This is a genomic window from Pseudomonas sp. NPDC089401 (assembly GCF_044749485.1).
Taxonomy (GTDB): domain Bacteria; phylum Pseudomonadota; class Gammaproteobacteria; order Pseudomonadales; family Pseudomonadaceae; genus Aquipseudomonas.
The window spans coordinates 94048-119184 of sequence record NZ_JBIVIA010000002.1 but is presented as its reverse complement, the minus strand read 5'-3'; the positions used below and the strand labels follow the sequence as shown (position 1 = coordinate 119184).

At 66.1% G+C, this 25137-nt stretch carries 18 protein-coding genes; 9 read left to right on the top strand and 9 right to left on the bottom strand.

Going from position 1 to position 25137, the window contains the following annotated elements; genetic code table 11:
• Window positions 1-9: 9 nt before the first annotated feature.
• Complete coding sequence (gene aceE, locus ACIP21_RS04680) at window positions 10-2655, bottom strand: pyruvate dehydrogenase (acetyl-transferring), homodimeric type (RefSeq protein WP_400684545.1); 2646 nt, start codon at window positions 2653-2655, stop codon at window positions 10-12.
• A gap of 383 nt (window positions 2656-3038) precedes the next feature.
• Here aceE and glnE point away from each other — a divergent pair, with 383 nt between their 5' ends.
• The 8 genes from glnE to ACIP21_RS04640 all read left to right on the top strand — a co-directional run bounded on the left by glnE (window position 3039) and on the right by ACIP21_RS04640 (window position 13155).
• Complete coding sequence (glnE, locus tag ACIP21_RS04675) at window positions 3039-5972, top strand: bifunctional [glutamate--ammonia ligase]-adenylyl-L-tyrosine phosphorylase/[glutamate--ammonia-ligase] adenylyltransferase (protein WP_400684543.1); 2934 nt, start codon at window positions 3039-3041, stop codon at window positions 5970-5972.
• A 222-nt stretch (window positions 5973-6194) separates the two neighbouring features.
• On the top strand, window positions 6195-7244 hold the full coding sequence (gene waaF, locus ACIP21_RS04670; protein WP_400684540.1) for a lipopolysaccharide heptosyltransferase II: 1050 nt from the start codon (window positions 6195-6197) through the stop codon (window positions 7242-7244).
• A complete protein-coding gene (waaC, locus tag ACIP21_RS04665; protein WP_400684538.1) occupies window positions 7245-8303 on the top strand; it encodes a lipopolysaccharide heptosyltransferase I in 1059 nt (352 codons plus the stop codon).
• Window positions 8303-9427 carry a glycosyltransferase family 4 protein gene (locus tag ACIP21_RS04660; protein WP_400684535.1) on the top strand — a complete coding sequence of 375 codons (1125 nt, stop codon included), beginning with the start codon at window positions 8303-8305 and terminating at the stop codon, window positions 9425-9427. The genes waaC and ACIP21_RS04660 overlap by 1 nt, the downstream gene beginning before the upstream one ends.
• Window positions 9424-10230, top strand: a complete 807-nt coding sequence (gene rfaP, locus ACIP21_RS04655; protein ID WP_400684533.1) for a lipopolysaccharide core heptose(I) kinase RfaP — start codon at window positions 9424-9426, stop codon at window positions 10228-10230. Before ACIP21_RS04660 ends, rfaP begins: the two co-directional genes overlap by 4 nt.
• Complete coding sequence (locus ACIP21_RS04650; RefSeq protein ID WP_400684530.1) at window positions 10230-10964, top strand: lipopolysaccharide kinase InaA family protein; 735 nt, start codon at window positions 10230-10232, stop codon at window positions 10962-10964. The genes rfaP and ACIP21_RS04650 overlap by 1 nt, the downstream gene beginning before the upstream one ends.
• Complete coding sequence (locus ACIP21_RS04645) at window positions 10961-11713, top strand: lipopolysaccharide kinase InaA family protein (protein ID WP_400684527.1); 753 nt, start codon at window positions 10961-10963, stop codon at window positions 11711-11713. Before ACIP21_RS04650 ends, ACIP21_RS04645 begins: the two co-directional genes overlap by 4 nt.
• The gene (locus tag ACIP21_RS04640; RefSeq protein ID WP_400684525.1) at window positions 11713-13155 is read left to right on the top strand and encodes a lipopolysaccharide kinase InaA family protein; all 1443 of its coding nucleotides are present in this window, start codon (window positions 11713-11715) and stop codon (window positions 13153-13155) included. The genes ACIP21_RS04645 and ACIP21_RS04640 overlap by 1 nt, the downstream gene beginning before the upstream one ends.
• On the opposite strand, the gene ACIP21_RS04635 is transcribed toward ACIP21_RS04640, so the two are convergent.
• The 8 genes from ACIP21_RS04635 to ACIP21_RS04600 form a co-directional block, all read right to left on the bottom strand.
• Entirely contained in the window at window positions 13116-15917 is a 2802-nt protein-coding gene (locus ACIP21_RS04635; protein ID WP_400684522.1) for a dermonecrotic toxin domain-containing protein, read from the bottom strand. The genes ACIP21_RS04640 and ACIP21_RS04635 overlap by 40 nt on opposite strands.
• Before the next feature lie 70 nt (window positions 15918-15987).
• Window positions 15988-16161: a hypothetical protein gene (locus tag ACIP21_RS04630; protein WP_400684519.1), complete on the bottom strand. Its 174-nt coding sequence runs from the start codon at window positions 16159-16161 to the stop codon at window positions 15988-15990.
• Entirely contained in the window at window positions 16158-17270 is a 1113-nt protein-coding gene (locus ACIP21_RS04625; RefSeq protein ID WP_400684516.1) for a PepSY-associated TM helix domain-containing protein, read from the bottom strand. Before ACIP21_RS04625 ends, ACIP21_RS04630 begins: the two co-directional genes overlap by 4 nt.
• An 83-nt stretch (window positions 17271-17353) precedes the next feature.
• Window positions 17354-19786: a TonB-dependent siderophore receptor gene (locus ACIP21_RS04620; RefSeq protein ID WP_400684514.1), complete on the bottom strand. Its 2433-nt coding sequence runs from the start codon at window positions 19784-19786 to the stop codon at window positions 17354-17356.
• A gap of 358 nt (window positions 19787-20144) precedes the next feature.
• Window positions 20145-21089: a FecR domain-containing protein gene (locus tag ACIP21_RS04615; RefSeq protein ID WP_400684512.1), complete on the bottom strand. Its 945-nt coding sequence runs from the start codon at window positions 21087-21089 to the stop codon at window positions 20145-20147.
• The gene (locus ACIP21_RS04610) at window positions 21086-21631 is read right to left on the bottom strand and encodes an RNA polymerase sigma factor (protein WP_400684510.1); all 546 of its coding nucleotides are present in this window, start codon (window positions 21629-21631) and stop codon (window positions 21086-21088) included. Before ACIP21_RS04610 ends, ACIP21_RS04615 begins: the two co-directional genes overlap by 4 nt.
• A 192-nt stretch (window positions 21632-21823) precedes the next feature.
• Entirely contained in the window at window positions 21824-22534 is a 711-nt protein-coding gene (locus tag ACIP21_RS04605; RefSeq protein ID WP_400684507.1) for a PolC-type DNA polymerase III, read from the bottom strand.
• The gene (locus tag ACIP21_RS04600) at window positions 22531-24468 is read right to left on the bottom strand and encodes a DUF294 nucleotidyltransferase-like domain-containing protein (RefSeq protein WP_400684505.1); all 1938 of its coding nucleotides are present in this window, start codon (window positions 24466-24468) and stop codon (window positions 22531-22533) included. The genes ACIP21_RS04605 and ACIP21_RS04600 overlap by 4 nt, the downstream gene beginning before the upstream one ends.
• A 115-nt stretch (window positions 24469-24583) precedes the next feature.
• On the opposite strand from ACIP21_RS04600, the gene ACIP21_RS04595 reads away from it, so the two are divergent.
• Window positions 24584-25123: a response regulator gene (locus ACIP21_RS04595; RefSeq protein ID WP_400684502.1), complete on the top strand. Its 540-nt coding sequence runs from the start codon at window positions 24584-24586 to the stop codon at window positions 25121-25123.
• Window positions 25124-25137 lie beyond the last annotated feature (14 nt).

Here is a 25137-nt window from a genome sequence, read left to right as displayed (position 1 = left end):
AAATACTCCTCAGCAGTCCAGTGGGTTGCGCTTGTCCGGGTCGATGCCGAACTTGACGATGGCGTCAGCCACAACCTTGGGTTCGATCTCGCCGCGGTCAGCCAGGGCTTCCAGGGCAGCCAGCACCACGAAGTGGCGATCGACTTCGAAGAAGTGACGCAGCTTCTTGCGGCTGTCGCTGCGACCGTAACCGTCGGTACCCAGGACCTTGAACTCTTTGCTCGGCACCCACTGGCGGATCTGCTCGGCGAACAGCTTCATGTAGTCGGTGGAGGCGATGACCGGGCCTTTGCGACCGTTCAGGCACTGCTCGACGTAGGTCTGCTGTGGCTTCTGGCCAGGCTTCAGGCGGTTGGCGCGTTCCACGGCGAGGCCGTCGCGACGCAGTTCGTTGAAGCTGGTGACGCTCCACACGTCGGCACCGACGTTGAACTCTTCGCGCAGGATCTTCGCCGCTTCGCGGACTTCGCGCAGGATGGTGCCGGAGCCCATCAGCTGTACGTGGTGCGCGGCTTCGCGGGTGTCTTCTTCCAGCAGGTACATGCCCTTGATGATGCCTTCCTCGACACCGGCCGGCATGGCTGGCTGCTGGTAGGATTCGTTCATCACGGTGATGTAGTAGAAGATGTCCTGTTGCTCTTCGGTCATCTTCTTCATGCCGTCCTGGATGATCACCGCCAGCTCGTAGCCGTAGGTCGGATCGTAGGTGCGGCAGTTCGGGATGGTGCCCGCCATCATGTGGCTGTGACCGTCTTCGTGCTGCAGGCCTTCACCGTTGAGGGTGGTACGGCCGGCGGTACCGCCGATCAGGAAGCCACGGGTGCGGCTGTCGCCAGCGGCCCAGGCCAGGTCGCCGATACGCTGGAAGCCGAACATCGAGTAGAAGATGTAGAACGGCAGCATCGGCTGGTTGTGGCAGCTGTACGAGGTACCGGCAGCGATGAACGACGACATGGCGCCGGCTTCGTTGATGCCTTCCTCGAGGATCTGGCCCTTCTTGTCTTCGCGGTAGAACATCACCTGGTCTTTGTCGACTGGCTCGTAGAGCTGGCCGACCGACGAGTAGATGCCCAGCTGGCGGAACATGCCTTCCATACCGAAGGTACGGGCTTCGTCCGGGATGATCGGAACGATGCGCTGGCCGATGTCCTTGTCCTTGACCAGCTGCGCGAGGATGCGCACGAAGGCCATGGTGGTGGAGATTTCGCGGTCGCCCGAGCCGTCCAGGATCGCTTTCAGCGTTTCCAGTGGCGGGGTCGGCACGCTGAAGCTCTTGGCGCGGCGCTGTGGCACGAAACCGCCCAGGGCAGCACGGCGCTCGGCCAGGTACTTGGCTTCGGCAGAACCTTCTTCGGGCTTGAAGAACGGCAGGTTCTCGAGGTCGGCATCCTTGACCGGGATGTCGAAGCGGTCACGGAAGTGACGCAGGCTGTCGACGTCGACCTTCTTGGTGTTGTGCGCGGTGTTCTTGGCTTCGCCGGCACCGGTACCGTAACCCTTGATGGTCTTGGCCAGGATGACAGTCGGCTGCTCTTTGTGGTTCACGGCCTGGTGGTACGCCGCGTAGACCTTGTACGGGTCGTGGCCGCCACGGTTGAGCTTCCAGATCTCGTCGTCGGACAGGTCTTCGACCATGGCCTTGAGCTCTGGAGTGTTGAAGAAGTTCTCACGAACGTACGCGCCGTCCTTGGCCTTGTAGTTCTGGTACTCGCCGTCGATGACTTCGTCCATGCGGCGCTGCAGGGCACCGTTGGTGTCCTTGGCCAGCAGTGGGTCCCAGAAGCGGCCCCAGACCACCTTGTTGACGTTCCAGCCACCGCCACGGAACACGCCTTCGAGTTCCTGGATGATCTTGCCGTTGCCGCGAACCGGGCCGTCGAGGCGCTGCAGGTTGCAGTTGATGACGAAGATCAGGTTGTCCAGCTTCTCGCGGCCGGCCAGGGCGATCGCGCCCAGGGATTCCGGCTCGTCGCACTCGCCGTCGCCCATGAAGCACCAGACCTTCTGCTTGCCGGCCGGGATGAAGCCGCGCGCTTCCAGGTACTTCATGAAGCGGGCCTGGTAGATGGCCTGGATCGGGCCCAGACCCATCGAAACGGTCGGGAACTGCCAGAAGTCAGGCATCAGCCATGGGTGCGGGTACGAAGACAGGCCGTTGCCGTCCACTTCCTGACGGAAGTTGTTCATCTGCTCTTCGTTGATGCGGCCTTCCATGAAGGCGCGGGCGTAGACGCCTGGCGAGGCGTGGCCCTGGAAGAACACCAGGTCGCCGCCGTGTTCGTCGGTCGGGGCCTGGAAGAAGTAGTTGAAGCCGATGTCGTACAGGGTGGCACTGGAAGCGAAGCTGGAGATGTGGCCGCCCAGGTCCGAGTCCTTCAGGTTGGTGCGCATCACCATGGCCAGCGCGTTCCAACGCACCATCGAGCGAATGCGGCGTTCCATGAACAGGTCGCCAGGCATGCGTGCTTCGTGGGTGACAGGGATGGTGTTGCGGTATGGCGTGGTGATTGCGTACGGCAGCTGGGAGCCACTGCGGGTGGCCAGCTCGCCCATGCGGGTCATCAGGTAATGAGCGCGGTCTTCGCCTTCTTTGTCGAGGACCGACTCCAGGGCATCCAGCCATTCCTGGGTTTCGATTGGATCGAGGTCTTGCATGGCTTGCTCCAGGGCGGAAAGGCCACCAGAATCGGGGGCCTGAGTTTGCGACTGGCCTTATGGGCAGACGTCGTGAATTCTTGGATTACCGGGGTGTCTCCCGGCGCCGTGTAGTTTTACTACATTTGCTCTGGCATTTCATGCTTTTGCGCGCCAGGGGTAGTAGTAAAACTACACAAATGCGACGTTTGGTCGCACCTTGGCTTGTGGGGAAAAACGTTCATGTTGGTTGGCGTTGTGCCACGAACGGGTGATTGTTGATGTTTCTTGCCAATGATTGGATTTTTTCAGCTATTTCCAACTTTTGTATGACAGTCCAACCGTGGTCCAGCGCTCCCGTGGCCGCGTTTACCCCTCACTTTCACGCCGATCAAGGATAGACCATGCGCCTGCCTTTGCCGCTCGATCTGCCTACCACCCTGCAACCGCTGGTCGCCCGCAACCAGCAGTTTCTGCGCGATGCCGTCGCCGGCCAGGCTGATCTCGACCTCAGCGCCCTGAGCCCGGCCCACCGCCAGCAGTTCGACCAGGTGGCGGCCGCCAGCGACTTCGTCCTCGGCCTGGCCCAGCGCGAGCCAGCCATGCTGTTCGCGCTGATCGCCAGTGGCCAGCTGGACCGCCGCCACGCCCCGGGCGAGCTGCGTGGGCAGGTGGCCGCGGTGGCCCAGGCGGCGCAGAGCGAGGAGGAGCTGGCGCGCAACCTGCGCCGCGAGCGCAACCGCCAGCAGCTGCGCATCATCTGGCGTGACATCACCCGCCAGGCCGAGCTGGGCGAGACCTGCCGCGACCTGTCCGACCTCGCCGATGCCGCCATCGACGAAGCCTACCAGTGGCTGTACCCGCGCCACTGCCAGCAGTTCGGCACGCCGATCGGCAACCGCAGCGGCCAGCCGCAGCACATGGTGGTGCTGGGCATGGGCAAGCTGGGCGCGGTGGAGCTGAACCTGTCGTCGGACATCGACCTGATCTTCGCCTTCCCCGAGGGCGGTGAAACCGAGGGCGTGAAACGCTCGCTGGAAAACCAGGAGTTCTTCACCCGCCTCGGCCAGCGCCTGATCAAGGCACTCGACCCGGTGACCGTCGACGGCTTCGTGTTCCGCGTCGACATGCGCCTGCGCCCCTACGGCTCGGCCGGCGCGCTGGTGCTCAGCTTCAATGCCCTGGAGCAGTACTACCAGGACCAGGGCCGCGACTGGGAACGCTACGCGATGATCAAGGCGCGGGTGGTGGCCGGCGACCAGGCGGCCGGCGCGCAGTTGCAGGAAATGCTGCGGCCGTTCGTCTACCGGCGTTACCTGGACTTCTCGGCGATCGAAGCGCTGCGCACCATGAAGCAGCTGATCCAGCAGGAAGTGCGGCGCAAGGGCATGGCCGACAACATCAAGCTCGGCGCCGGTGGTATCCGCGAGGTCGAGTTCATCGCCCAGGCGTTCCAGCTGATCCACGGCGGGCGCGACCTGAGCCTGCAGCAGCGGCCGCTGCTCAAGGTGCTGGCGACCTTGGAGGGCCAGGGCTACCTGCCGCCGGCGGTGGTTGCCGAGCTGCGCGAAGGCTATGAGTTCCTGCGCTACACCGAGCATGCGATCCAGGCCATCGCCGACCGCCAGACGCAGATGCTGCCGGACAGCGACCTCGACCGCGCGCGGGTCGCCTACATCCTCGGCTTTGCCGACTGGCAGGGCTTCCATGACCAGTTGATGTACTGGCGCGGCCGGGTCGACTGGCACTTCCGCCAGGTCATCGCCGACCCCGATGAAGAAGAAGGCGAGGGCGAGCTGGTGGTGGGCGGCGAGTGGTCGCCGCTGTGGGAGCAGGCCCAGGACGAGGAGGCTGCCGGCCGCCAGCTGCAGGAAGCCGGCTTCAAGCAACCGGCCGACGCCCTGCGTCGCCTCGCCGGCCTGCGTGCCAGCCCGCAGCTGCGCTCGATGCAGCGCATCGGCCGCGAGCGCCTGGATGCCTTCATCCCGCGCCTGCTGGCCCAGGCCGTGGAGCACGACAACCCGGACCTGGTGCTGGAACGCGTACTGCCGCTGGTCGAAGCGGTGGCACGGCGTTCGGCGTACCTGGTGCTGCTCACCGAAAACCCCGGTGCCCTGCGCCGCCTGCTGACCCTGTGCGCGGCCAGCCCGTGGATCGCCGAACAGATCGCCCGCTACCCGCTGCTGCTCGACGAACTGCTCAACGAAGGCCGGCTGTTCAGCCCGCCGCTGGCGCCGGAGCTGGCGGCCGAATTGCGCGAGCGCCTGACGCGCATCCCCGAGGACGACCTGGAACAGCAGATGGAAGCGCTGCGCCATTTCAAGCTGGCCCACAGCCTGCGGGTGGCGGCGTCGGAGATCAGCGGCAACTTGCCGCTGATGAAAGTCAGCGACTACCTGACCTGGCTGGCCGAGGCCATCCTCGACCAGGTGCTGGCCCTGGCCTGGCGCCAGACCGTGGCCCGCCACGGCCAGCCCAGGCGCAGCGACGGCAGCCTGTGCGACCCGGGCTTCATCATCCTCGGCTACGGCAAGGTCGGCGGCCTGGAACTGGGCCATGGCTCGGACCTGGACCTGGTGTTCATCCACGATGGCGACCCGCAGGCCGAGACCGATGGCGCCAAGCCGATCGACAGCGCGCAGTTCTTCACCCGCCTGGGCCAGCGCATCATCCACCTGCTGACTACCCAGACCAACTCCGGCCAGCTCTACGACGTCGACATGCGCCTGCGCCCGTCCGGCGCCGCAGGCTTGCTGGTCAGCTCGCTGGGTGCGTTCGAGCGCTACCAGCAGAACGAAGCCTGGACCTGGGAGCACCAGGCCCTGGTGCGGGCCCGCGTGCTGGTCGGCTGCAAGCTGGTGGCCACGGCCTTCGAGGGCGTGCGCGCCAAGGTGCTCGGCCAGGCTCGGGAGCTGGAGAAACTGCGTACCGAGGTGAGCGAGATGCGCGCCAAGATGCGCGACAACCTCGGCACCAAGGCCACTGCCGCCGGCACTGCGGCCAATGCCTTCGACGCCGGCGTGGAGTTCGATATCAAGCAGGATGCCGGCGGTATCGTCGATATCGAATTTATGGTGCAATACGCCGCTTTGGCCTGGTCCCACGACCATCCGGCCATTCTTCGATGGACCGACAACATCCGCATTCTGGAAGAGCTGGAGCAGGCGGGCCTGATGCCGGCCAGCGACGCGGTGCTGTTGCGAGAGGTGTACAAGGCGTTCCGTTCGGCGTCGCACCGTCAGGCCCTGCAGAAGCAGGCCGGGGTGATCGACGCGGCGCAGTTTGCCGATGAACGCCGCGAAGTGCGGCGGATCTGGGGCGAGCTGGGTCTTACTTGAAGCCGCCGCCAGCCCTGTGGGAGCGGGTTTACCCGCGAAGAAGACGACGCGGTGCATGGCACCGGCTTCGCCGGTGTTCGCGGGTGAACCCGCTCCCACAGGGTCTGCGATCAGCGGCAGATATGCCTCGGTGGTACACTGTCCGCCACATAGCCTGAATATAAAGAGGGGAGGCCAGGCTGTAAGCAGCCTGTAGCCTCCCCGAGCGTTTCTGGACTAAGCATGAGAATACTGATCATTGGCCCCAGCTGGGTCGGCGACATGGTGATGGCGCAGACCCTGTTCCAGTGCCTGAAACAGCAGCACCCCGACTGCGTGATCGATGTGCTGGCACCCGAGTGGAGCCGGCCGATCCTCGAACGCATGCCCGAAGTGCGCCAGGCCTTGAGCTTCCCGCTCGGCCACGGCGCGCTGGAACTGGCCACGCGGCGGCGCATCGGCAAGTCCCTGGCCGGCCAGTACGACCAGGCCATCCTGCTGCCCAACTCGCTGAAGTCGGCACTGGTGCCGTTCTTCGCCGGTATTCCCAAGCGCACCGGCTGGCGCGGCGAGATGCGCTTCGGCCTGCTCAACGACGTGCGCAAGCTGGACAAGGCACGCTACCCGTTGATGATCGAGCGCTTCATGGCCCTGGCCTACGCGCCCGGCGCCGAGCTGCCGCAGCCGTACCCACGGCCGAGCCTGCAGATCGAAGCGCAGAGCCGCGAGGTCGCCCTGGCCAAGTTCGGCCTGCAACTCGACCGCCCGGTGCTGGCCCTGTGCCCTGGCGCCGAATTCGGCGAGGCCAAGCGTTGGCCGGCCGAGCACTACGCCGAAGTGGCCGATGCGATGATTCGCCAGGGCTGGCAGGTCTGGCTGTTCGGCTCGAAGAGCGATCACCCGGTCGGCGAGCAGATCCGCGAGCGCCTGATCCCGGGGCTTCGCGAAGAGTCCAGCAACCTGGCCGGCGAAACCTCGCTGGCCGAAGCCATCGACCTGATGTCCTGCGCCGATGCCGTGGTTTCCAACGACTCCGGCCTGATGCACGTGGCCGCCGCCCTCAACCGCCCGCTGGTGGCGGTGTACGGTTCGACCTCGCCGGGCTTCACCCCGCCGCTGGCCGAGCAGGTGGAGGTGGTGCGCACCGGCATCGAGTGCAGCCCATGTTTCGAGCGCACCTGCCGTTTCGGCCACTACAATTGCCTGCGCCTGCTGGAACCGGGCAAAGTCATCGCCGCCCTGCACAGCCTGGGCGGCCCGAACCTGATCGATAGCGTGGCCGAGGTCGACTAAGTGCGGGTACTGATCATCAAGACCTCGTCGCTGGGTGATGTGATCCACACCCTGCCGGCGCTCACCGATGCCGCCCACGCGATCCCGGGCATTCGTTTCGACTGGGTGGTGGAAGAAGGCTTCGCCGAGATCCCCAGCTGGCACCCGGCGGTCGACCGGGTGATCCCGGTGGCGATCCGCCGCTGGCGCAAGAACCTCTGGCAGACCCTCAAGAGCGGCGAGTGGAAGGCGTTCAAGCAGCGCCTGCGCGAGCACACCTATGACCTGGTGATCGACGCCCAGGGCCTGGTCAAGTCGGCCTGGCTGACCCGTTACGTCAAGGCGCCGGTGGCCGGCCTGGACCGCTATTCCGCCCGTGAAGGGCTGGCCAGCCGCTTCTACGACCGGCGCCTGTCGGTCGCCGTCGGCCAGCATGCCGTGGAACGCGTGCGCCAGCTGTTCGCCATGGCCCTGGCCTACGACCTGCCCGAAGGCATCGGCCACTACGGCCTCGACCTCGACCGCCTGCAGTTGCCGCCAGCCGCGCCCTACGTGGTGTTCCTGCACGGCACCACGTGGGCCACCAAGCATTGGCCCGAGGCCTACTGGCGCGAACTGGCCGAGCGCCTGGGCCGGCGCAAGCTGCAAGTGCGCCTGCCCTGGGGCAACCCGGCCGAGAAGGCGCGCGCCGAACGCATCGCCCAGGGCTTGAACAACTGCCAGGTGCTCCCCAAATTGAACCTGGCCGGCGTCGCCCGCGTACTGGCGGCCGCCAAGGCCTGCGTGGCGGTGGACACCGGCCTCGGCCACCTGGCCGCGGCGCTGGATGTGCCGACCATTTCGCTGTTCGGCCCGACCAACCCGGGCCTGACCGGCGCCTACGGCCGGGTGCAGGTGCACCAGGCCAGCGACTTCCCCTGCGCCCCGTGCCTGCAGAAGAAGTGCACCTACAAACCGAGCGCCGATGACCTGCGCCGGTTCGATATCAAACGCGAGTGGCCGTTGTGCTTCACTCGCCTGAATCCCGAGCATGTGGCGAGCCGCCTGAGCGCGCTGCTGCTGGCTGAGGATGTTCGTTGATGCAACTGGCTTTCGTGCTTTACAAATATTTCCCCTTCGGCGGGCTGCAGCGCGACTTCATGCGCATTGCCCTGGAGTGCCAGAAGCGGGGCCACCAGATCCGCGTGTACACGCTGATCTGGGAGGGTGACATTCCGCCGGGCTTCGAAGTGCTGGTGGCGCCGGTGAAGGCGATCTTCAACCACCGCCGCAACGAGAAGCTCAGTGCCTGGATGGCCGCGGACCTGGCCAAGCGCCCGGTCGACCGCCTGATCGGCTTCAACAAGATGCCGGGGCTGGACGTGTACTACGCCGCCGATGGCTGCTTCGAGGACAAGGCCCAGACCCTGCGCGGCGGCCTGTACCGTCGCTGGGGCCGCTACCGGCACTTCGCCGAGTACGAGCGCGCGGTGTTCGCCAAGGACGCCCGCACCGAGGTGCTGATGATTTCCGAAGTGCAGCAGCCGCTGTTCATCAAGCACTACGGCACCCCCGTGGAACGCTTCCACCTGCTGCCGCCGGGCATTTCCCAGGACCGCCGGGCGCCGGCCAACGCCGCAGAGATCCGCGCCGAGTTCCGCAAGGAGTTCAACCTGGGCGATGACGACCTGCTGCTGGTGCAGATCGGTTCGGGCTTCAAGACCAAGGGCGTCGACCGCAGCCTCAAGGCCCTGGCCGCGCTGCCGTCGGCGCTGCGCAAGCGCACCCGGCTGATGGTGATCGGCCAGGACGACCCCAAGGTGTTCCAGCTGCAAAGCGCCACCCTGGGCCTGGGCGAGCAGGTGCAGTTCCTCAAGGGTCGCAGCGACATCCCGCGCTTCCTGCTGGGGGCCGACCTGCTGATCCACCCGGCCTACAACGAAAACACCGGCACCGTGCTGCTCGAAGCCCTGGTGGCTGGCCTGCCGGTGCTGGTGTCCAAGGTCTGCGGCTACGCCCACTATATTGCCGAGGCCGACTGCGGCCTGGTGCTGGACGAGCCGTTCGAACAGGAACAGCTCAACGGCTACCTGCAACGCATGCTCGAAGACGGGCAGGCCCGTGCCGCCTGGGCGCGCAACGGTCTGGCGTTCGCCGACAGCGCTGACTTGTACAGCATGCCGCAGCATGCCGCCGACGTGATTCTGGGGCAGGAGACCGCATGAAGCTGATACTGGCCGAACCGTTCAAGCGCCTGTGGGCCGGGCGCGATGCCTTCGAGGCCGTGGAAGCGCTGCAAGGCGAGGTCTACCGCGAGCTGGAAGGCCGCCGCACGCTGCGCACCGAGGTTGCCGGCGAAGGCTTCTTCGTCAAGATCCACCGTGGCATCGGCTGGGGCGAGATCTTCAAGAACCTGTTCACCGCCAAGCTGCCGGTGCTCGGTGCCGGCCAGGAATGGCAGGCCATCCAGCGCCTGCATGAAGTCGGCGTGCCGACCATGACCGCGGTGGCCTACGGCGAGCGCGGCAGCAACCCGGCCAGCCAGCACTCGTTCATCGTCACCGAGGAGCTGGCGCCGACCATCAGCCTGGAGGACTACAGCCTCGACTGGGTCAGGCAGCCGCCCGAGCCGCGTCTCAAGCGTGCGCTGATCGCCGAAGTGGCGAAGATGACCGGCGGCATGCACCGCGCCGGGGTCAACCACCGCGACTGCTACATCTGCCACTTCCTGTTGCACACCGACCGCCCGGTGACGGCGGATGACTTCAAACTGTCGGTCATCGACCTGCACCGCGCCCAGACCCGTGCGACCATCAGCCGCCGCTGGCGCGACAAGGACCTGGCCGCGCTGTACTTCTCGGCGCTGGACATCGGCCTGACCCGGCGCGACAAGCTGCGCTTCCTGCGTGGCTACTTCCAGCGTCCGCTGCGGCAGATCCTTCAGGAGGAAGCCGCGCTGCTCGCCTGGCTCGAGCGCAAGGCGCAGAAACTCTACGATCGCAAGCAACGCTATGGGGATGCACTCTGATGGCGGGTTGGACACTGGCGCCTGGCTACGAGCACCTGGCGGCGGACTTCGGCAGCCTCGACGCGGTATTCGCCATCCAGGGCGAGCGCCTGACCCGTGACCCGCTCAGCGAGGTCATCCGCATCGAGCGTGACGGGGTCAACTACTACGTCAAGCGCTATACCGGCGCCGGCAAGCACATGCGCCGCTACCTGGGCCGGCCACGGATCAAGGCCGAATGGCAGAACCTCAAGCAGTTCGCCAAGTGGGACATCCCTACCGCCGAGGTGGTGGCCTGGGGCCTGGAACGCAATGGCCTGGCCTTTGGCCGCGGGGCCATGGTCACCCGGGAGCTGCCACGCACCGAGGATCTTTCGGCCCTGGCCGAGCGCAATGACCCGCGCCTGTCTGACCGGTTCTGGGTCGACAAGCTCAGCCGCCAGCTGGCGCGCCACACCCGGGTGATGCACGAGCACCGCTTCGCCCACAACGACCTGAAGTGGCGCAACCTGCTGGTCGACGACCTGGGCACGCTATTCTTCATCGATTGCCCGACCGGCGACTTCTGGCGCGGCTTCATGTGGCGTCACCGGATGGTCAAGGACCTGGCGTGCCTGGACAAGGTCGCCAAATACCACCTGTCGGCGACCCAGCGCCTGCGCTTCTACCTGCAGTACCGCGGGCGCCAGCGCCTGAATGCGCGCGACAAGCGGCGCATTCGCCAGGTGCTGAGCTTCTTCGAGGGAAGGGAATGACCGATTACCTGGCCAGCGCGGACCTCGCGCTGCTCAAACGCCACGGCCTCAACGATTTCGAGGCGCTGTGGGCGCTGCAACTCGACGCCGTGGACGAACCCAACACCGGCCGCGGTGGCTGGAGCAGCGTCTATCGCCTGGAGCTCGAGGGCAAAGGCTATTACCTCAAGCGCCAGAGCGACTACCTGACCCGCACCCTGCACAGCCCGTTCGGCGAGCCGACCTTCGCCCGCGAGTTCCGCAACATCAGCCGCTACCAGAAACTGCGCATCCCGGCGTTGCAGGCGGTGTTCTACGGCGAGCGCAAGCAGGGTGGCAAGCATCGGGCGATTCTGATGACCCGTGCCCTCGACGAGTGGCGCGACCTCGATGGCCTGCTGGCCGAGTGGCCGCAGCTCGATGCCGACGCGCGCGCGGCCATCCTCAAGGCCTGCGGCCAACTGGCGCGCACGCTGCACAAGGCCGGCCAGGTGCACGGCTGCTTCTACCCCAAGCACATCTTCCTGCGCCCACGCCGGGAAGGCTGGGAAGCGCAGCTGATCGACCTGGAAAAGACCCGGCCGCTGCTGTTCGGCATGCGTGACCGCCTCAAGGACCTGGAGCCGTTGCTGCGTCGCGCGCGCGCCTGGGGCGAGCAAGAGGTGCGTCAGCTGCTGGCCAGTTACCTGGATCAACCTGCCGACAGCTCGCTGGTCGGCACCTGGCTCAAGCGCCTGACGCAACGCCGTCGTGAAAAAGAGGCCCGCTGATGCGTTTGTCTGAACTCAAGGACGCCGGGCGCAGCCCGTCGTTGCCCCTGAGCATTACCCTGGCCGATGCCGCCGGCAGTGCCGACCTGCAATTGCTCAGCCTGCTGCGCGTGCTGCCTGGCCAGCGCTATGTCGGCGCCGGCATCTGGCGCGGCACCCCGGTGCTGGCCAAGTTGCTGGTCGGCGGCAATGCCGCGCGCCACTTCCAGCGCGAGCTGCAAGGCGTGAAGCTGCTCGCCGAACAACGCCTGACCACGCCTCGGCTTCTGGCCGATGGCCTCAAGGAGGGCGAAGGCGGCTGGCTGCTGTTCGAGTACCTCGACGGCGCCGAAAGCCTGGCCGATGCCTGGGCAGCGGTGGAACAACTGCCGGTGCTGGCCGACGAGCAGCACCTGGTGCTCGGCGAGGCGCTCACGGCGGTTGCGCAGATGCACGCCCAGGGCCTGTGGCAGGAAGACCTGCACCTAGACAACCTGCTGCGCCACGGCGGCAAGCTGTACCTGATCGACGGCGCCGGCATCAAGGCCGAAACGCCTGGTCAGCAGCTGTCGCGCCCACGCGTGCTGGAAAACCTCGGGGTGTTCTTCGCCCAGTTGCCCAAGCGCCTGGAGCCGTTCATCGAAGAACTGCTGGTGCATTACCTGCTGGCCAACGCCGAGCATGCGCTGCCCCTGGAAGCGCTGCAGAAGCAGGTGGACAAGGTGCGCAACTGGCGCCAGAAGGATTACCTGGAGAAGGCTGGCCGTGAATGCAGCCTGTTCAGTGTCGAGCGCAGCCTTTCGGGCTTGCGGGCGATCCGTCGCGGTGAAGTCGAGGCCATGCTGCCGGTGCTGGAGCAGGCCGACAGGCTGATCGACCAGGGCCACCTATACAAGACCGGTGGCGCTGCCAGCGTGGCGCGTATCGAGGTCGACGGCCGCCAGCTGGTGCTCAAACGCTACAACATCAAGAACACTGCCCACTGGTTCAAGCGCTTCTGGCGGCCGAGCCGGGCCTGGCATTCGTGGATCGAAGGCCACCGCCTGGAATTTCTCGATATCGCCACGCCACGCCCGCTGGCGGTGCTGGAGCAGCGCGTGATGGGCCTGCGCAGCCGCGCGTACCTGGTCACCGAGTACGTCGATGGCCCGGACCTGACCGCGTGCTTCGCGCCCTACGTGGACAACGGCGATGCGCCGGAAGAACAGGTCGACGCGCTGGTGCAGGTGATGCAGCAGCTGATCCGCGAACGCATCAGCCATGGCGACTTCAAAGGCCACAACCTGTTCTGGGACAACGGCCAGTGGTCGTTGATCGACCTTGATGCCATGTGCCAGCACGCCACCCAGCTCAGCTTCGCCCCGGCCTATGCCCGTGACCGCGCGCGGCTGCTGCGCAACTGGCCTGCGGGCAGCGCCCTGCATCAAAGGCTCGACCGCCTGCTGCCCAGGCTGACCGAGTAAGCCTCGGGAAAAGCCAGCCACTCGCTGCTGCGCCCCGCCTGGCGCAAGCGAATGCGCCATTGGCCGTCCTGCCAGCGCAAGACGGCCCAGGGCACGACGCCGGCCTTGTCGGCGCCGGGTATGGGCAAGTGGTAGTGGCTGGGCAGCAGATGGCGGCGCAACGGCAGTTGGCCGCCGCGGGTCTGCAGGTAGAGCTGCTCGGCGGCTTGATACACACCGTGCGCCGGGTCGACCGAGGTGCCGGTGAGCGCTGGCTGCAAGCTGCAGTCTGCGAACAGCTGCTGCAGGTCCGGCAGGCCGTCGTACCACAGCAATGGCGAGTCGATGACCCAGTTGCCTTCGGCAAGGCGTTTGATCGGTTGGGTCAGGTAGGCATCCGGGCGATCCGGGTCGATCGCCCGCCACCGGCTGCCATCGAACGACACCTTGAAATATCGCTTGTCGGCATCCTGAATGAAGTACTCGGACAAGCCCTCGAAGGTCGAGACCTTTTCATACACCTCTTCGCCGTACTCACCATCGATGCGATAACGCAGGTTGCTGGTGGAGGGCGTGATGCTGAAGCGCAGTGGCAAGGGCATGGGCGGCTGCTTGGGCATGCCGCGCATGATGCGGCGCAACATCCCGGTGCTGGCAAGGCTGGTACCTGCATCGTTGATGCAGCTGAGCGCGTTGTAGGCATGGGTCAGCACCCCATTGAGGTCTTCCGCGCGATAGGCCTCGACGCCGTTCCAGATTTCCAGCGCCATGCGCCCCAGGGCCAGCGGGATCATCACCTTGACCGGCAGGAAGATGCTGATCAGGTCGAGCACGGTCATGCCGAAGGTCAGCGCTTGCCTGGCGTCGGCTTGCGCAGTGCTATGGCTGTCGGCATCGGCCGCCGCCAGCAGGCTGCGCACTTCGGCCTGGTAGCCGGCGAAGAACAGCTCGTCATCGATGGCGGGTGTCTGCAGCACTTTGCCCAGCTGCCCTTTGAGCAGCAAGCGTTCGACCCTGGCGGGCGGCAGCAGCGCCAGGCGCTCGGCGACGTAGGTGCGCAGGGTAGGGCGCTTGCGCAACAGCCTGAGCAGTTCGCGCGGGCCGGAAAACGAGCGCCAGGCCCGGCGGTCGGGGGCATCTGGCGTGTACAGCACGAACGAGGTGACGCTGGGGCTGGGGCTGGCCAGCAGCAACACGCCCTGCAAGGTGTGCCGGTCGATCAGCAGCTGGCGCACGACCACGGCGTGCCCGTCCACCCTTGGGCGCAGGGCATTGTGGGGTTCGAGCAGTACCTGCTGCACCCAGCGGTAGTGCCGTTCCGACCAGGCATTGGACAGGTGCCCGGCGTAGCGCGCCTTGGCCGCTTCGGCGCGCATGCGTGCCCGGTTGACCTTGGCATGGGCCTGCAGGCGCCACTTGCCTGTGGACGAGTCGAGCAGCTGGGTGCGCAGGTAGCTGGCGTAGCTGTCGCCAACGTTCAGGCTCCTCACCAGCGCCTTGATAAAGGTGCTGTTCAGTTCGCTCGGCAGGGGCGTGTCATCCTTTGCGAGCACCCGTGCGGTCAGCCAGTAGTCGTAGTCGAACCAGGCCAGGTTGCGCATGGCCAGCTCATCGAGCGGGTAGCTCACGCGAACGGCTTCCACCATCTCGCCCCGGACTTTTTCGAACCCCCGCCAGGTGACGTAGCTCGAGGGTTGCAAGGGGTAGATCCAGGGCCCGGTCTGACGCGTGTGAGTCACCTGGACGAGCACGTTCTCAGGCGCCAGCGTCACCCCCAGGTCGTTGCGCAGCTGGGCCTGCAGGCGTTCCCTGGTCCATTCGCGCAACGTGTTGGCTTGCTGAAACTGCCGCAGCGTGAGGATGCCGGGGGCCGCGACGCTCTGGCCGGCAGCGATGAGTTCCTGCATGCCTTGCATGATATGCGCGAGCGCCGCGGGGCTGGCCGCGCGCAGCCAGGGGGGCAGGTTCTTTTCCAGCAACAGCGCATAGCGGGTGTCGAGCAGCGCCTTGCTGCCTGACTCGACAGCGAGCGCCATGGCCTGGCGCAATGTTTCGGCGGCGTCGCGCGCAGCGGGCGGCAGTGTCGGCCAGGCCAGGTTCAGGCGCTGGCGCTGCACCTCCAGCAGGCTGTCGACCTGCGCCTGCAGCGGGTCGTCGGCGTACCACTCATAGCGCAGGCGGTCGGCCTGCCGGGCGTTGTCCAGCTGTGCCTCGCTCACCATCAACTGCAGCAGCGAGGTGCTCTGCAGTGGGTCGTCAAGGCGCTCGCACAACTCCTGGTGCAGTTCGCCCAGCGAAGGGTAGACCTCCATGCCTTGGCACAGCCCGCAGAGCAGTACCGGCCCGGTCGACTGATCCGCGCTGAGGTCCACCCCTTCGTCCATGCCGGTGACGATCACGAACATGCCGGGCAGCGCGGCCCGCCATGCCGGACTGCTGCGCAACAGCACCGGGCGATAGGCCTGGGCCCGTTGCGCCCGTGGCTGGGGCCGCCGTTGCCAGGCGTGGGGCAGGTCGAGAAAGGTGCCGATGACCGCGGCCAGTGGCGCGCTCAAGGTCTGGTCTGCCTGGCGCAGGGAGGCTTCGGCGTGCATCATCGCGCGGCGGATGTCGGCCAGGCGAACCCGCCGCGAGCGGCCTTGGCTGTCCGCGGCGGCCCAGAACCCGGCGAGTTCGCCATGCAACTGCTGGCGCGATGGCAGAGGCTCTGCCGGAGCCGGCATGGCTTCGAGCAACTCCAGCAGTTGCTGATTGAGAAAGTCGATACGTTGCAGGGGTAGCATGCTCCGCTCCTGGCTTCAGGGAGCGGGCATGGTGAAGGGGCGCGCAGCGGGCAGGTGGTTACCCGCTACCTCACCGCCACAGGGCGCGCACGCCGAGGTACGCCGGTATGCCCAGGCCGAGCCAGGCCAGCATGTCCCAGGGGCCATCGCCGAGCAGGGCGGCGAACAGCCCCAGCGCGCCGAGCGCGGCGATGGCCGCCGGCCAGGCGAATACCCTGGCGGTGGATTGCGAACGGTGGCTCATGACCTTGCCTCTCGGCTGCGACGATGTTTGGCCAGCCACAGATAGACGCCGCTGCCGAGCACGATGATGGTCAGCACGTCGAGCACCGCCCAGAGGATCTGCATCGGCCGGCCGCCATAGTCGCCGAAGTGCAGGGGCTGCGACAGGCCCATGGCGTCCATGTACCACGGCCGTTCGCCAACGGCGGTCAGCGCCAGGGTGCGGGCATCGATCAGCACCGGTGTGAACAGGTGCGCGCTCAGGTGGGTGGCGCCGTTCATGAACACGGCGTAGTGGTGCTCGCTGGAAAAGCGTGTGCCGGGGAAGGCGATGAAGTCCGGGCGCATGCCGGGGGCGGCCTGTTCGGCGATTTCCAGCAGGCGTGTGGCCGGCGCGCGCTCGGTGAGCGGCGGAGCGTCACGGTAGGGGGCGACCATCGCCGCCAGGCTGTCGTTGCGCCAGGCAGCGATGACCAGGTCGGAGAGGGCGCTGATCACCCCGGTGACACCGACGGTCAGGGCCCAGGCCAGGGTCACCACGCCGATCAGGTTGTGCAGGTCGAGCCAGCGCAGGCGGCGGGATTTGTCGTGGCGCACGGTGGCGAAGTCCAGGCGGCGCATGAACGGCGCATAGAGCACGGTGCCGGAGACGATCGCGACGACGAACAGCACGCCCATGAAGGCCAGCAGCAGCTTGCCGGGCAGGCCGGCGAACATGTCCACGTGCAGGCGCAGCATGAGCATCATGAAGCCGCCGTTGGCGGCCGGCATGGCCACGGCTTCGCCGGTGCGGGCATCGAGCATGAAGGTGTGCGACGAATTGGGCTCGGTTCCGGCAGTGGCGGCGGTGATGGCAAGCACGCCATCGGGCTCGTCCTTGTCGAAGCCCAAGTATTGCACCACCTCGCCCGGGCGATGCTGCTCGGCTTTGTGCACAAGCTGCTGGAGGTCCAGGTGCGGGGTGCCGGCGGGCATTTCGCGCAGCTCGGCGGCGTCGCCGAGCAGATGTTCCAGCTCGTGGTGGAAGATCAGCGGCAGGCCGGTGAGCGCCAGCAACAGCAGGAACAGGGTACAGACCAGGCTGCTCCAGGTGTGGACCACGGACCAGCGGCGCAGGGTTGGGCTTTTCATTTCATTATGTTTCTCGGTGTCCAGAAAGACCAAAGCCGCCCCCGGAGGGACGGCTTGGTCGGCACGCGGGGTTGCTCAGGCCATCACCACTTGTAGGACGCACTGGCAACGACGCTGCGTTCGTCGCCGTAGTAGCAGTAGTAGCTGTCGCAAGTGGAAATGTAGTCCTTGTTGAACAGGTTGGTGGCGTTGACTGCCAGCGACGCGCCCTTGAGGCTGTTGCTCAGGCGGCCCAGGTCGTAGTGCACGGAGGCGTCGAACACGGTGTAGGCGTTGGCCTTGCCCAGGTAGGTGTTGCCCTGGTCGCCGTAGGTGTTGCCGGTGTAGCGCGCGCCACCACCGATGCCGAAGCCGTCGAGCACACCGCTGTGCCAGGTGTAGTCGGCCCACAGCGAGGCTTGCTGGTTGGGCATCAGTTGCAGGCGGTTGCCCTTGTACTGGCCATCCTGCACCTCGGACTTGGCCAAGGTGTAGGCGGCGGTCAGCTTGAGGTTCTCGGTGACGTCCGATACCGCTTCGAGCTCCAGGCCGCGGACTTTCACTTCGCCGGTCTGGCTGGTGACGGTGACGTTGCCCGAGTTGCTGGTGACCAGCACGTTTTTCTGGGTCAGGTCATAGACCGCTGCAGAAAGCAGGGTGTTGGAACCGGGTGGCTGGTACTTGATGCCCAGTTCCCACTGTTTACCCTCGGTCGGCTTGAACGCGCTGGTTGGATCGACTTCGGCTTTGCTGGAGGGCTGGAACGACTCGGCATAGGACAGGTAAGGCACGAAGCCCGAATCGAAGACATAGCTGATTGCAGCGTTGCCGCTGAAGTTGCTGTCACGCTGGGTGTTGGTGGCGTCACCCTTGTTGAAGAACTTGGTGCTGGTATGTACCCAGTCCTCGCGGCCACCCAGGGTCAGGCGCCAGTTGCCCAGTGCCATCTGATCTTGAACATAGACACCGGTCTGGCGGGTCTTCTGATCATAGTCGTAGTAAGCCGTGGAGCGATCCGGACGGGTGATGGGCAAGCCGTACGACGGATTGTTCACGTTGATGCTGGGGGCGGAGCCGTAGATCGTCAGGAAGTTGTTGTTGGTGCGCTGGTGGTCCAGGCCGATCAGCAGGGTGTGGCTGATGTCGCCGGTCTTGAAGTCACCCTGGAAGTTGTTGTCGACGGCGAACTGGCTGATGTCTTCGTCGACGTTGGTGGTGCCGCGACCGACATTGCCGTCGTTGTCCACGACCATGCCGTACTGGGGCATGTAGCTGTTGACGGTGATGGTCTGGAACGACAGGTCAGACTTGGTGTAGCGCAGGTTCTGACGGAACTGCCAGACATCGTTGAAGCGATGCTCGAAGGCATAGCCGAGGGCGTAGTAGGTACGGTCGTAGAACTCGTAGTCCGGGTCGCCGAGGTTCTTGTGGTGGGAGATCTTGCCGAACGGCATGTCGATCTTGGTGCCCTGGATCGGCCGGAACTGGCTGGTGACGCCGGTATCGTCGCGGGTGAACTGGGTCAGCAAGGTCAGCGAGGTGTCCTCGTCGATGTTCCAGGTCAGGCTCGGGGCGATGTTGTAGCGCTTGTCGTCGATGTGGTCGATCTGCGTGCCGCCGTCGCGGATCACACCGCTGACGCTGTACAGGAACTGGCCCTGGTCGTCGATCTTGCCGGTGCTGGCGAAGTTGATCTGGCGGTGGTTGTCGCTGCCGTACTGCACCTCGATCTCATGGGCGCTTTCGGCTTGCGGGCGGCGGCTGACCATGTCCAGCAGGCCGCCGGGCGGGGTCTGGCCATACAGCGAGGAGGCCGGGCCGCGCAGCAGGGCCAGGCGGTCGAGGTTCCAGGTTTCGGCTTTCGGGTTGGCGTACACGCCACGGGGCAGCGGCAGGCCGTCGAGGTACTGGGTCGGCTCGAAGCCGCGCACGCGCATCCAGTCGTAGCGGGTGTCGCTGCCGAAGCTGGCGGAGACGATGCCCGGCATGTACTTCACGGCGTCGTCCAGGCTGTGCACGCCACGGTCGCTCATCTGCTGGCGGGTGGCCACGGAGATCGAGCGGGGCACTTCGACCAGGGCGGTGTCGGTCTTGGTGCCGGCGGCGGTGCGCTTGGCCAGGTAGCCGTCGACCGGGCCCCAGGCGCTTTCGGAGGTGCCGGCGGCGTTGATGGTGGTTTCCGGCAGGGCCAGGGCGCCCTCCGGCACGGCTACCAGGCTGTAGCTGCCGGCGCTGCTCTGTTGCAGTTGCAGGCCGGTGCCGAGCAGGGCGGCCTGCAGCGCACCGAGGCCGTTGTACTGGCCGTTGACCGGGGCCGAGGTGCGGCCGTTGACCAGTGCCGGGTCGATGGCCAGGGCGATGCCCGATTGGCTGGCGATCTGGTTCAGGGTGGTGGCCAGCGGCGCGGCGGGCAGGTTGTAGGCGCGCGGCGCGGACTGTTCGGCGGCGAACAGGGCAGGGCTGGCCAACGGCGTGGCCAGGGCGACGGCCAAGGCCATCAGGCTGGGACGCAGGATACGATCAACGGCACGGGACATTCAGCGGCTCCTAGACGGATAAGTGCTAACTGCTTCCTTGCCGCACGAGATTTGCAAAGTGACAGGGGGAATCGGAAAAAAAGTGAGAATTATTTGGATCCGGTGTTTGCCTGTGCCGGCCTCTTCGCGGGTAAACCCGCTCCCACAGAAACTTCACAGCCTTTGAAATCTGTGAAGGACCTGTGGTCCCACAGAAACTTCACAGCCTTTGAAATTTGTGAAGGACCTGTGGTCCCACAGAAACTTCACAGCCTTTGAAATTTGTGAAGGACCTGTGGTCCCACAGGAACTTCACAGTCTTTGAGATCTGTGGAGCACCTGTGGGAGCGGGTTTACCCGCGAAGAGGCCGGTACAGGTTTACTTGGGAACGACCGTCACCCACCACGGCGTATGCTGCTCGACCTTCACCGGCAGCGCCGGCACCAGCGAGGCCAGTGCCAGGTCGGTGTCGGTCAGCGGGAAGCTGCCGGTCACGCGCAGGTCGGCCACTTCGTCGGCCACGCCCAGGTGGCCCGTGCGGTACTGGCCCAACTGCTTCAGCAGGTCGGCCAGGCGCACGTTGTCGACCACCAGCATGCCGCGGGTCCAGGCATCGGCGCCGGCCGCCACCGGGCCGACCCGGCCCAGGCCGTCGGCGCTCATCAGCACCTGCTGGCCTTCGTGCAGCACCTGTTCGTCGCCGCTGTTGTGCGCCATGGCGGCAACCGACGACTGCAGCACCTCCAGGCGCGTGCCGGCACGCTCGCGGCGCACCAGGAAGCGAGTGCCGAGCGGGCGCAGGCGGCCGTCGTCGGTGCGCACCAGCAGCGGGCGCGGGTCGTTGTGGCCGGTTTCGACGGAAATTTCCCCTTGGTGCAGCACCAGCACGCGCTGCTCGCCGTCGTAGTCGATGTCCACGGCGGTGTGGGTGTTCAGGCTCAGCAGGGTGCCGTCTTCAAGGCGCAGGGTGCGCAGTTCGCCAGTGGCGGTGCGCTGGTCGGCCAGCCAGTAGCTGGGCGCCAGCGACGGCGCGCCGAGCCAGGCCAGCAGCGTACCCAGCAGGAACATCCCGGCCAGCCCGCTGCCGGCCTTGCCGACGCGTCGGCGCAGGTTGGCGCGTGATTGCAGCAGGGCCTGGCGGGCCGGGCCGGCGGCGGCGCCGACACGCTGGTCGAGGGCGCCGAGCTGGCGCCAGGCGCGGGCGTGCTCTTCGCTCGCTGCGTGCCAGCGCATGAAGTCCGCAGAGCCGCTGCTGTCGTCGAGGCTCATCTTCCAGGCGATGGCGGCTTCGAGCACCCGGGCCGAGACGGGGGCGTTGTTCACGTCGGCTCCCCGTACAGGGCCACGTAGCACTGACGCATGCCCTGGGCGATGTACTGGCGCACGCGGGAAACCGACACGCCCAGGCGTTCGGCGATTTCGCCGTGGCCCATGCCGTCCAGGCGGTTGTGCAGGAAGGCGGCGCGGGCCTTGCTCGACAGCTTGCCGAGCAGGCGGTCGATGGCCTTGAGGTCTTCGAGGATCAGCAGCTGGATTTCCGGGGAGGGTTGTTCGGCTTCGGGGATCAGCGCCAGCTCGGCCAGGTAGGCCTGCTCCAGGGCAGCGCGACGGAAGTGGTCGAACATCAGGCCCTTGGCCACGGCGGCGAGAAACGCCCGCGGCTCGCGCGGGGCGTCGAGCTGCGGGCGGCCGAGCAGGCGCACGAAGGTGTCCTGGCTCAGGTCTTCGGCACGCTGGCGGCAGGCCATGCTGCGCTGCAGCCAGGCGAGCAGCCAGCCGCGATGGTCGCGGTAGAGCGTGCCGACCAGGTCGGCGTGTGGGCTGTGGGCAGAAGACACGCAGCGTCCCCCCTGGAACGAATGCATTAACTAACGATAATTATTCGCGATTGTTGCAGAGGCGGGGGGTGGGGTGCAATGGACGCTTATCGGATTGCCATCATCCAAGGTGTGTTGCCTGTGCCGGCCCTTTCGCGGGTAAACCCGCTCCCACAAGGACCGCGCGATCCCTGTGGGAGCGGGTTTACGGGCGAAAGGGCCGGCAAGGCCAATGCAAATCTAAAGGCTGTGATTATGCACTTGGCGCCGCCTCCACCCGTGCAGCCGCTGCTCCAGCTGCAATGGGCTGTCCAGTTGCTGGCGCCGGGCCTGGCTGAACAGGATCAACGCCAGCTCGGCCGTGACCTGGGCATCGGCGCTGGCATGGTGGCGCTCCTCCACCTGCAGGCCGAAACGCGCCACCCAGTCGTCCAGCCCGGCTTCACGCAGCACGGTGTCGGGGTTGAGCATCGGCGCCAGTTCGGCGACGTCGAGAAACCGCAACGGCAGGCGATACCCCAGGCTTTCCTTGAGCGCGCGGGCCAGCATGCGCTGGTCGAAGGGGGCATGGAATGCCAGCACCGGGCTGTCGCCGATGAACTCGAGCAGGTCGAGCAGCGCCCCGGCCGGGTCGCAACCCGCAGCCAGGGCACTGGGCCCAAGGCCATGGATCAGCACGCTGGCGTTGGTCTTCTGTTCGGGGCGGTGCAGGGTGCGCTCGAACTGCTGGGCGAAGTCGATGGCGCCGTCCTCGATGGTCACCGCACCGATCGACAGTACCTGGTCGCGGTTGGGGTTCAGGCCGCTGGTTTCCAGGTCGAGCACCACCCAGCGCTGCTCGCGCAGCGAACACACGCCCAAAGGTTTCGCCCTGGGCAATCGCCCAAGGCGCTGGCGCGAGGCTTCGTCCAAGTGGGGCGCGGCCGCGCGTAGCCAGGCGAACAGGCTCATAGCTGGTACCGCAGGGCCAGGCTGCTTTGCAGGCGTTGGGCCTGGCGCAGGGACTCACGCAGGATGCGCCGGTCCAGGTGGTTGAGGCTGTCCGGGTCGAGGCGGTTGGAATACGCCAGGTTGTCGCGGGTCTGGCGCTGGTGCTGCTGCATGCGGGTTTGCTGGATGAAGTGGTAGGCCTCTTCATAGGCGGCGCCATCCAGTGCATCGATCACACCGTTGGCGACCAGTTGGCGCAGGCGTTCGACGGTGTTGCAGGCGGCAATGCCGTTGGCCAGGGCCAGTATCCGGGCGCCGTCGACGAACGGTGTCAGGCCCTGCACCTTGAGGTCGAGGGTGGCGGCCTTGTCGTTGCCCTGGCGGGTCAGCACGAATTCGCGCAGGCGGCCTACCGGTGGCTTCTGCCGCAAGGCGTTGTCGGCGAGCATGCGCTGGAAGATGCGGTTGTCCGCCACCTGCTCCAGCAGTTGCCGGCGCAGCTGTTCACAACCGCTTTCATCGCCCCAGACCACACGCAGGTCGAAATAGATGCTCGACCCCAGCAGGTTTTCCGGGCTGGCTTCGCGCACGAAGCCGGCAAAGCGCCGCGCCCATTCGGTGCGTGACAGGCACAGCTCGGGGTTGCCGGCCATGACATTGCCTTTGCACAGGGTGAAGCCGCACTGGGCCAGGCCCTGATTGACGTACTGCGCCAACGGCAGCAGGCGCGCACGGATGGCATCCGCTGCGCTGGCGTCGGCTGCTTCGAAGAGGATGCCGTTGTCCTGGTCGGTGTGCAGGGTCTGCTCGCGGCGCCCTTCGCTGCCGAAGCACAACCAGCTGAACGCTACGCCGGGGTCGCCGCGTTCGGCGATGGCCAGCTCGATCACCCGGCACACGGTGTGGTCGTTGAGCAGGGTGATGATCTGGGTGATCTGCGTCGAGGACGCGCCGTGGGCGAGCATGCGCTCGACCAGCTGGCCGATTTCGCCGCGCAGTTGCACCAGTGAATCGAGGCGCGGTGCGTGGCGGATGGTCCGTGCCAGGTGCACCAGGTCGACCCGTTGCAGGGAGAACAGGTCACGCTCGGAGACCACGCCGCACAGGCGCCCGCTCTCCACCAGGCAGACGTGGGCGATGTGCCGCTCGGTCATGGCCATGGCCGCGTCGAAGGCGCTGGCCTGGGGCGCGAGGTAGAAAGGCCGGGCGGTCATGTGCCGTTCGATCGGTGCGCCGAGGTCGGCGTCGATCGCCGCCACCACCTGGCGCAGGTCGCGCAGGGTGAAGATGCCGACCGGGTAGCGCTGCGGATCGACCACCACGATGCTGCCGACCTGCTGCTCGTGCATCAGCCGCACGGCCTCGCGCAGCGGCGTGCCTGGCGCGCAGACCACCGGGTGACGCATGGCCAGTTCGCCCAGCGGGGTGTTCAGCGAGTACTGGGTGCCGAGGGTTTCCACGGCGCGCTGGCGCACCTGCTGGTTGACCTGGTCGAGCAGGCTGCTGACGCCGCGCAGGGCAAAGTCGCGGAACACTTCCGAGAGGGAGAACAGGCGGATGAAGGCGGCCTTGTTCAGTTGCAGGCAGAAGGTGTCCTCGCCGGCCAGGTGCTCGGTGCGCGTGGCACGCTCGCCCAGCAATGCCGCCAGCGGGAAGCATTCGCCGCTGGTGATCTCGAAAGTGGTTTCCACGCCGGGCTTGACCAGGTGCTGGCGCTCGCCGACCACACGGCCCTGCTTGACGATGTAGAAGTGCTCCACCGGCCCGTCCGTGGGCTTGATGATGCTCTCGCCGCTGGCATAAAAGCGCAGCTGGCACTGTTCCACCAGGAAGGCCAGGTGGCTGTGTTCCATCTGGTTGAACGGCGGGAAGCGCTGCAGGAACTGCAAGGTGCCCTGGATGTTCTGCAGCACTGCCGTCCTGCCCGCCTGGCTGTAGGCGTCCTTTTTGCTCATGACACTGACCGTATCGCTACGCCGAACTATATATATCTATATATAGGAGCGGCCTTGTTGTTCTCGGTCCCCATGGTCGACTGGCGGCGGCATGGTGCCCATTGGACGTAAGTCTATGGGCGACGTTGTCAAAGCCCCGACGAAAGGCGAACCGGGTTGCGCGGGTTTTGCGGTCCTAACCGTTGAGCGGGATTTTTTTGACGAGATGACCATGGCTGAGCATGACGAGATTCTGAGTGACGACGAGCGTGAAGCCTTGGCCGTGTTGAGTGCGCCTTTGGCGCCGAGCCCTGTCGTGCTGGTTGTAGACGACAATCCGGTGAACAGCGAGGCACTGAAGCTGTACCTCAAGAGCAGGGGCATCGAGAGCATGACCGCCGATGGAGCCCAGGAAGCGATGCTCAAGCTGCATTACGAGCCGCGCATCGCCTTGATGATCACCGACCTGCGCATGCAGCCCAACGATGGCCTGGAGCTGATCCGGCGGATTCGCGAGTCGGAGCGGGCGGCGTTGTCGATCATCGTGGTGTCGGGCGACACCGATGTGAAGGAGGCGGTGGACGTGATGCACCTGGGGGTGGTGGATTTTCTGCTGAAACCGGTGGACCTGGGGAAACTGCTGGGGTTGGTGAAGAGAGAGTTACGGATCGAATAATGGCGTGAGAGCAT

Bases quoted from the DNA above. Each gene is read 5' to 3' on its own strand.
- aceE (WP_400684545.1), bottom strand. From the start codon at position 2,655: ATGCAAGACCTCGATCCAATCGAAACCCAGGAATGGCTGGATGCCCTG.
- glnE (WP_400684543.1), top strand. From the start codon at position 3,039: ATGCGCCTGCCTTTGCCGCTCGATCTGCCTACCACCCTGCAACCGCTG.
- waaF (WP_400684540.1), top strand. From the start codon at position 6,195: ATGAGAATACTGATCATTGGCCCCAGCTGGGTCGGCGACATGGTGATG.
- ACIP21_RS04660 (WP_400684535.1), top strand. From the start codon at position 8,303: ATGCAACTGGCTTTCGTGCTTTACAAATATTTCCCCTTCGGCGGGCTG.
- rfaP (WP_400684533.1), top strand. From the start codon at position 9,424: ATGAAGCTGATACTGGCCGAACCGTTCAAGCGCCTGTGGGCCGGGCGC.
- ACIP21_RS04650 (WP_400684530.1), top strand. From the start codon at position 10,230: ATGGCGGGTTGGACACTGGCGCCTGGCTACGAGCACCTGGCGGCGGAC.
- ACIP21_RS04645 (WP_400684527.1), top strand. From the start codon at position 10,961: ATGACCGATTACCTGGCCAGCGCGGACCTCGCGCTGCTCAAACGCCAC.
- ACIP21_RS04640 (WP_400684525.1), top strand. From the start codon at position 11,713: ATGCGTTTGTCTGAACTCAAGGACGCCGGGCGCAGCCCGTCGTTGCCC.
- ACIP21_RS04635 (WP_400684522.1), bottom strand. From the start codon at position 15,917: ATGCTACCCCTGCAACGTATCGACTTTCTCAATCAGCAACTGCTGGAG.
- ACIP21_RS04630 (WP_400684519.1), bottom strand. From the start codon at position 16,161: ATGAGCCACCGTTCGCAATCCACCGCCAGGGTATTCGCCTGGCCGGCG.
- ACIP21_RS04625 (WP_400684516.1), bottom strand. From the start codon at position 17,270: ATGAAAAGCCCAACCCTGCGCCGCTGGTCCGTGGTCCACACCTGGAGC.
- ACIP21_RS04620 (WP_400684514.1), bottom strand. From the start codon at position 19,786: ATGTCCCGTGCCGTTGATCGTATCCTGCGTCCCAGCCTGATGGCCTTG.
- ACIP21_RS04610 (WP_400684510.1), bottom strand. From the start codon at position 21,631: ATGCATTCGTTCCAGGGGGGACGCTGCGTGTCTTCTGCCCACAGCCCA.
- ACIP21_RS04605 (WP_400684507.1), bottom strand. From the start codon at position 22,534: ATGAGCCTGTTCGCCTGGCTACGCGCGGCCGCGCCCCACTTGGACGAA.
- ACIP21_RS04600 (WP_400684505.1), bottom strand. From the start codon at position 24,468: ATGAGCAAAAAGGACGCCTACAGCCAGGCGGGCAGGACGGCAGTGCTG.
- ACIP21_RS04595 (WP_400684502.1), top strand. From the start codon at position 24,584: ATGGGCGACGTTGTCAAAGCCCCGACGAAAGGCGAACCGGGTTGCGCG.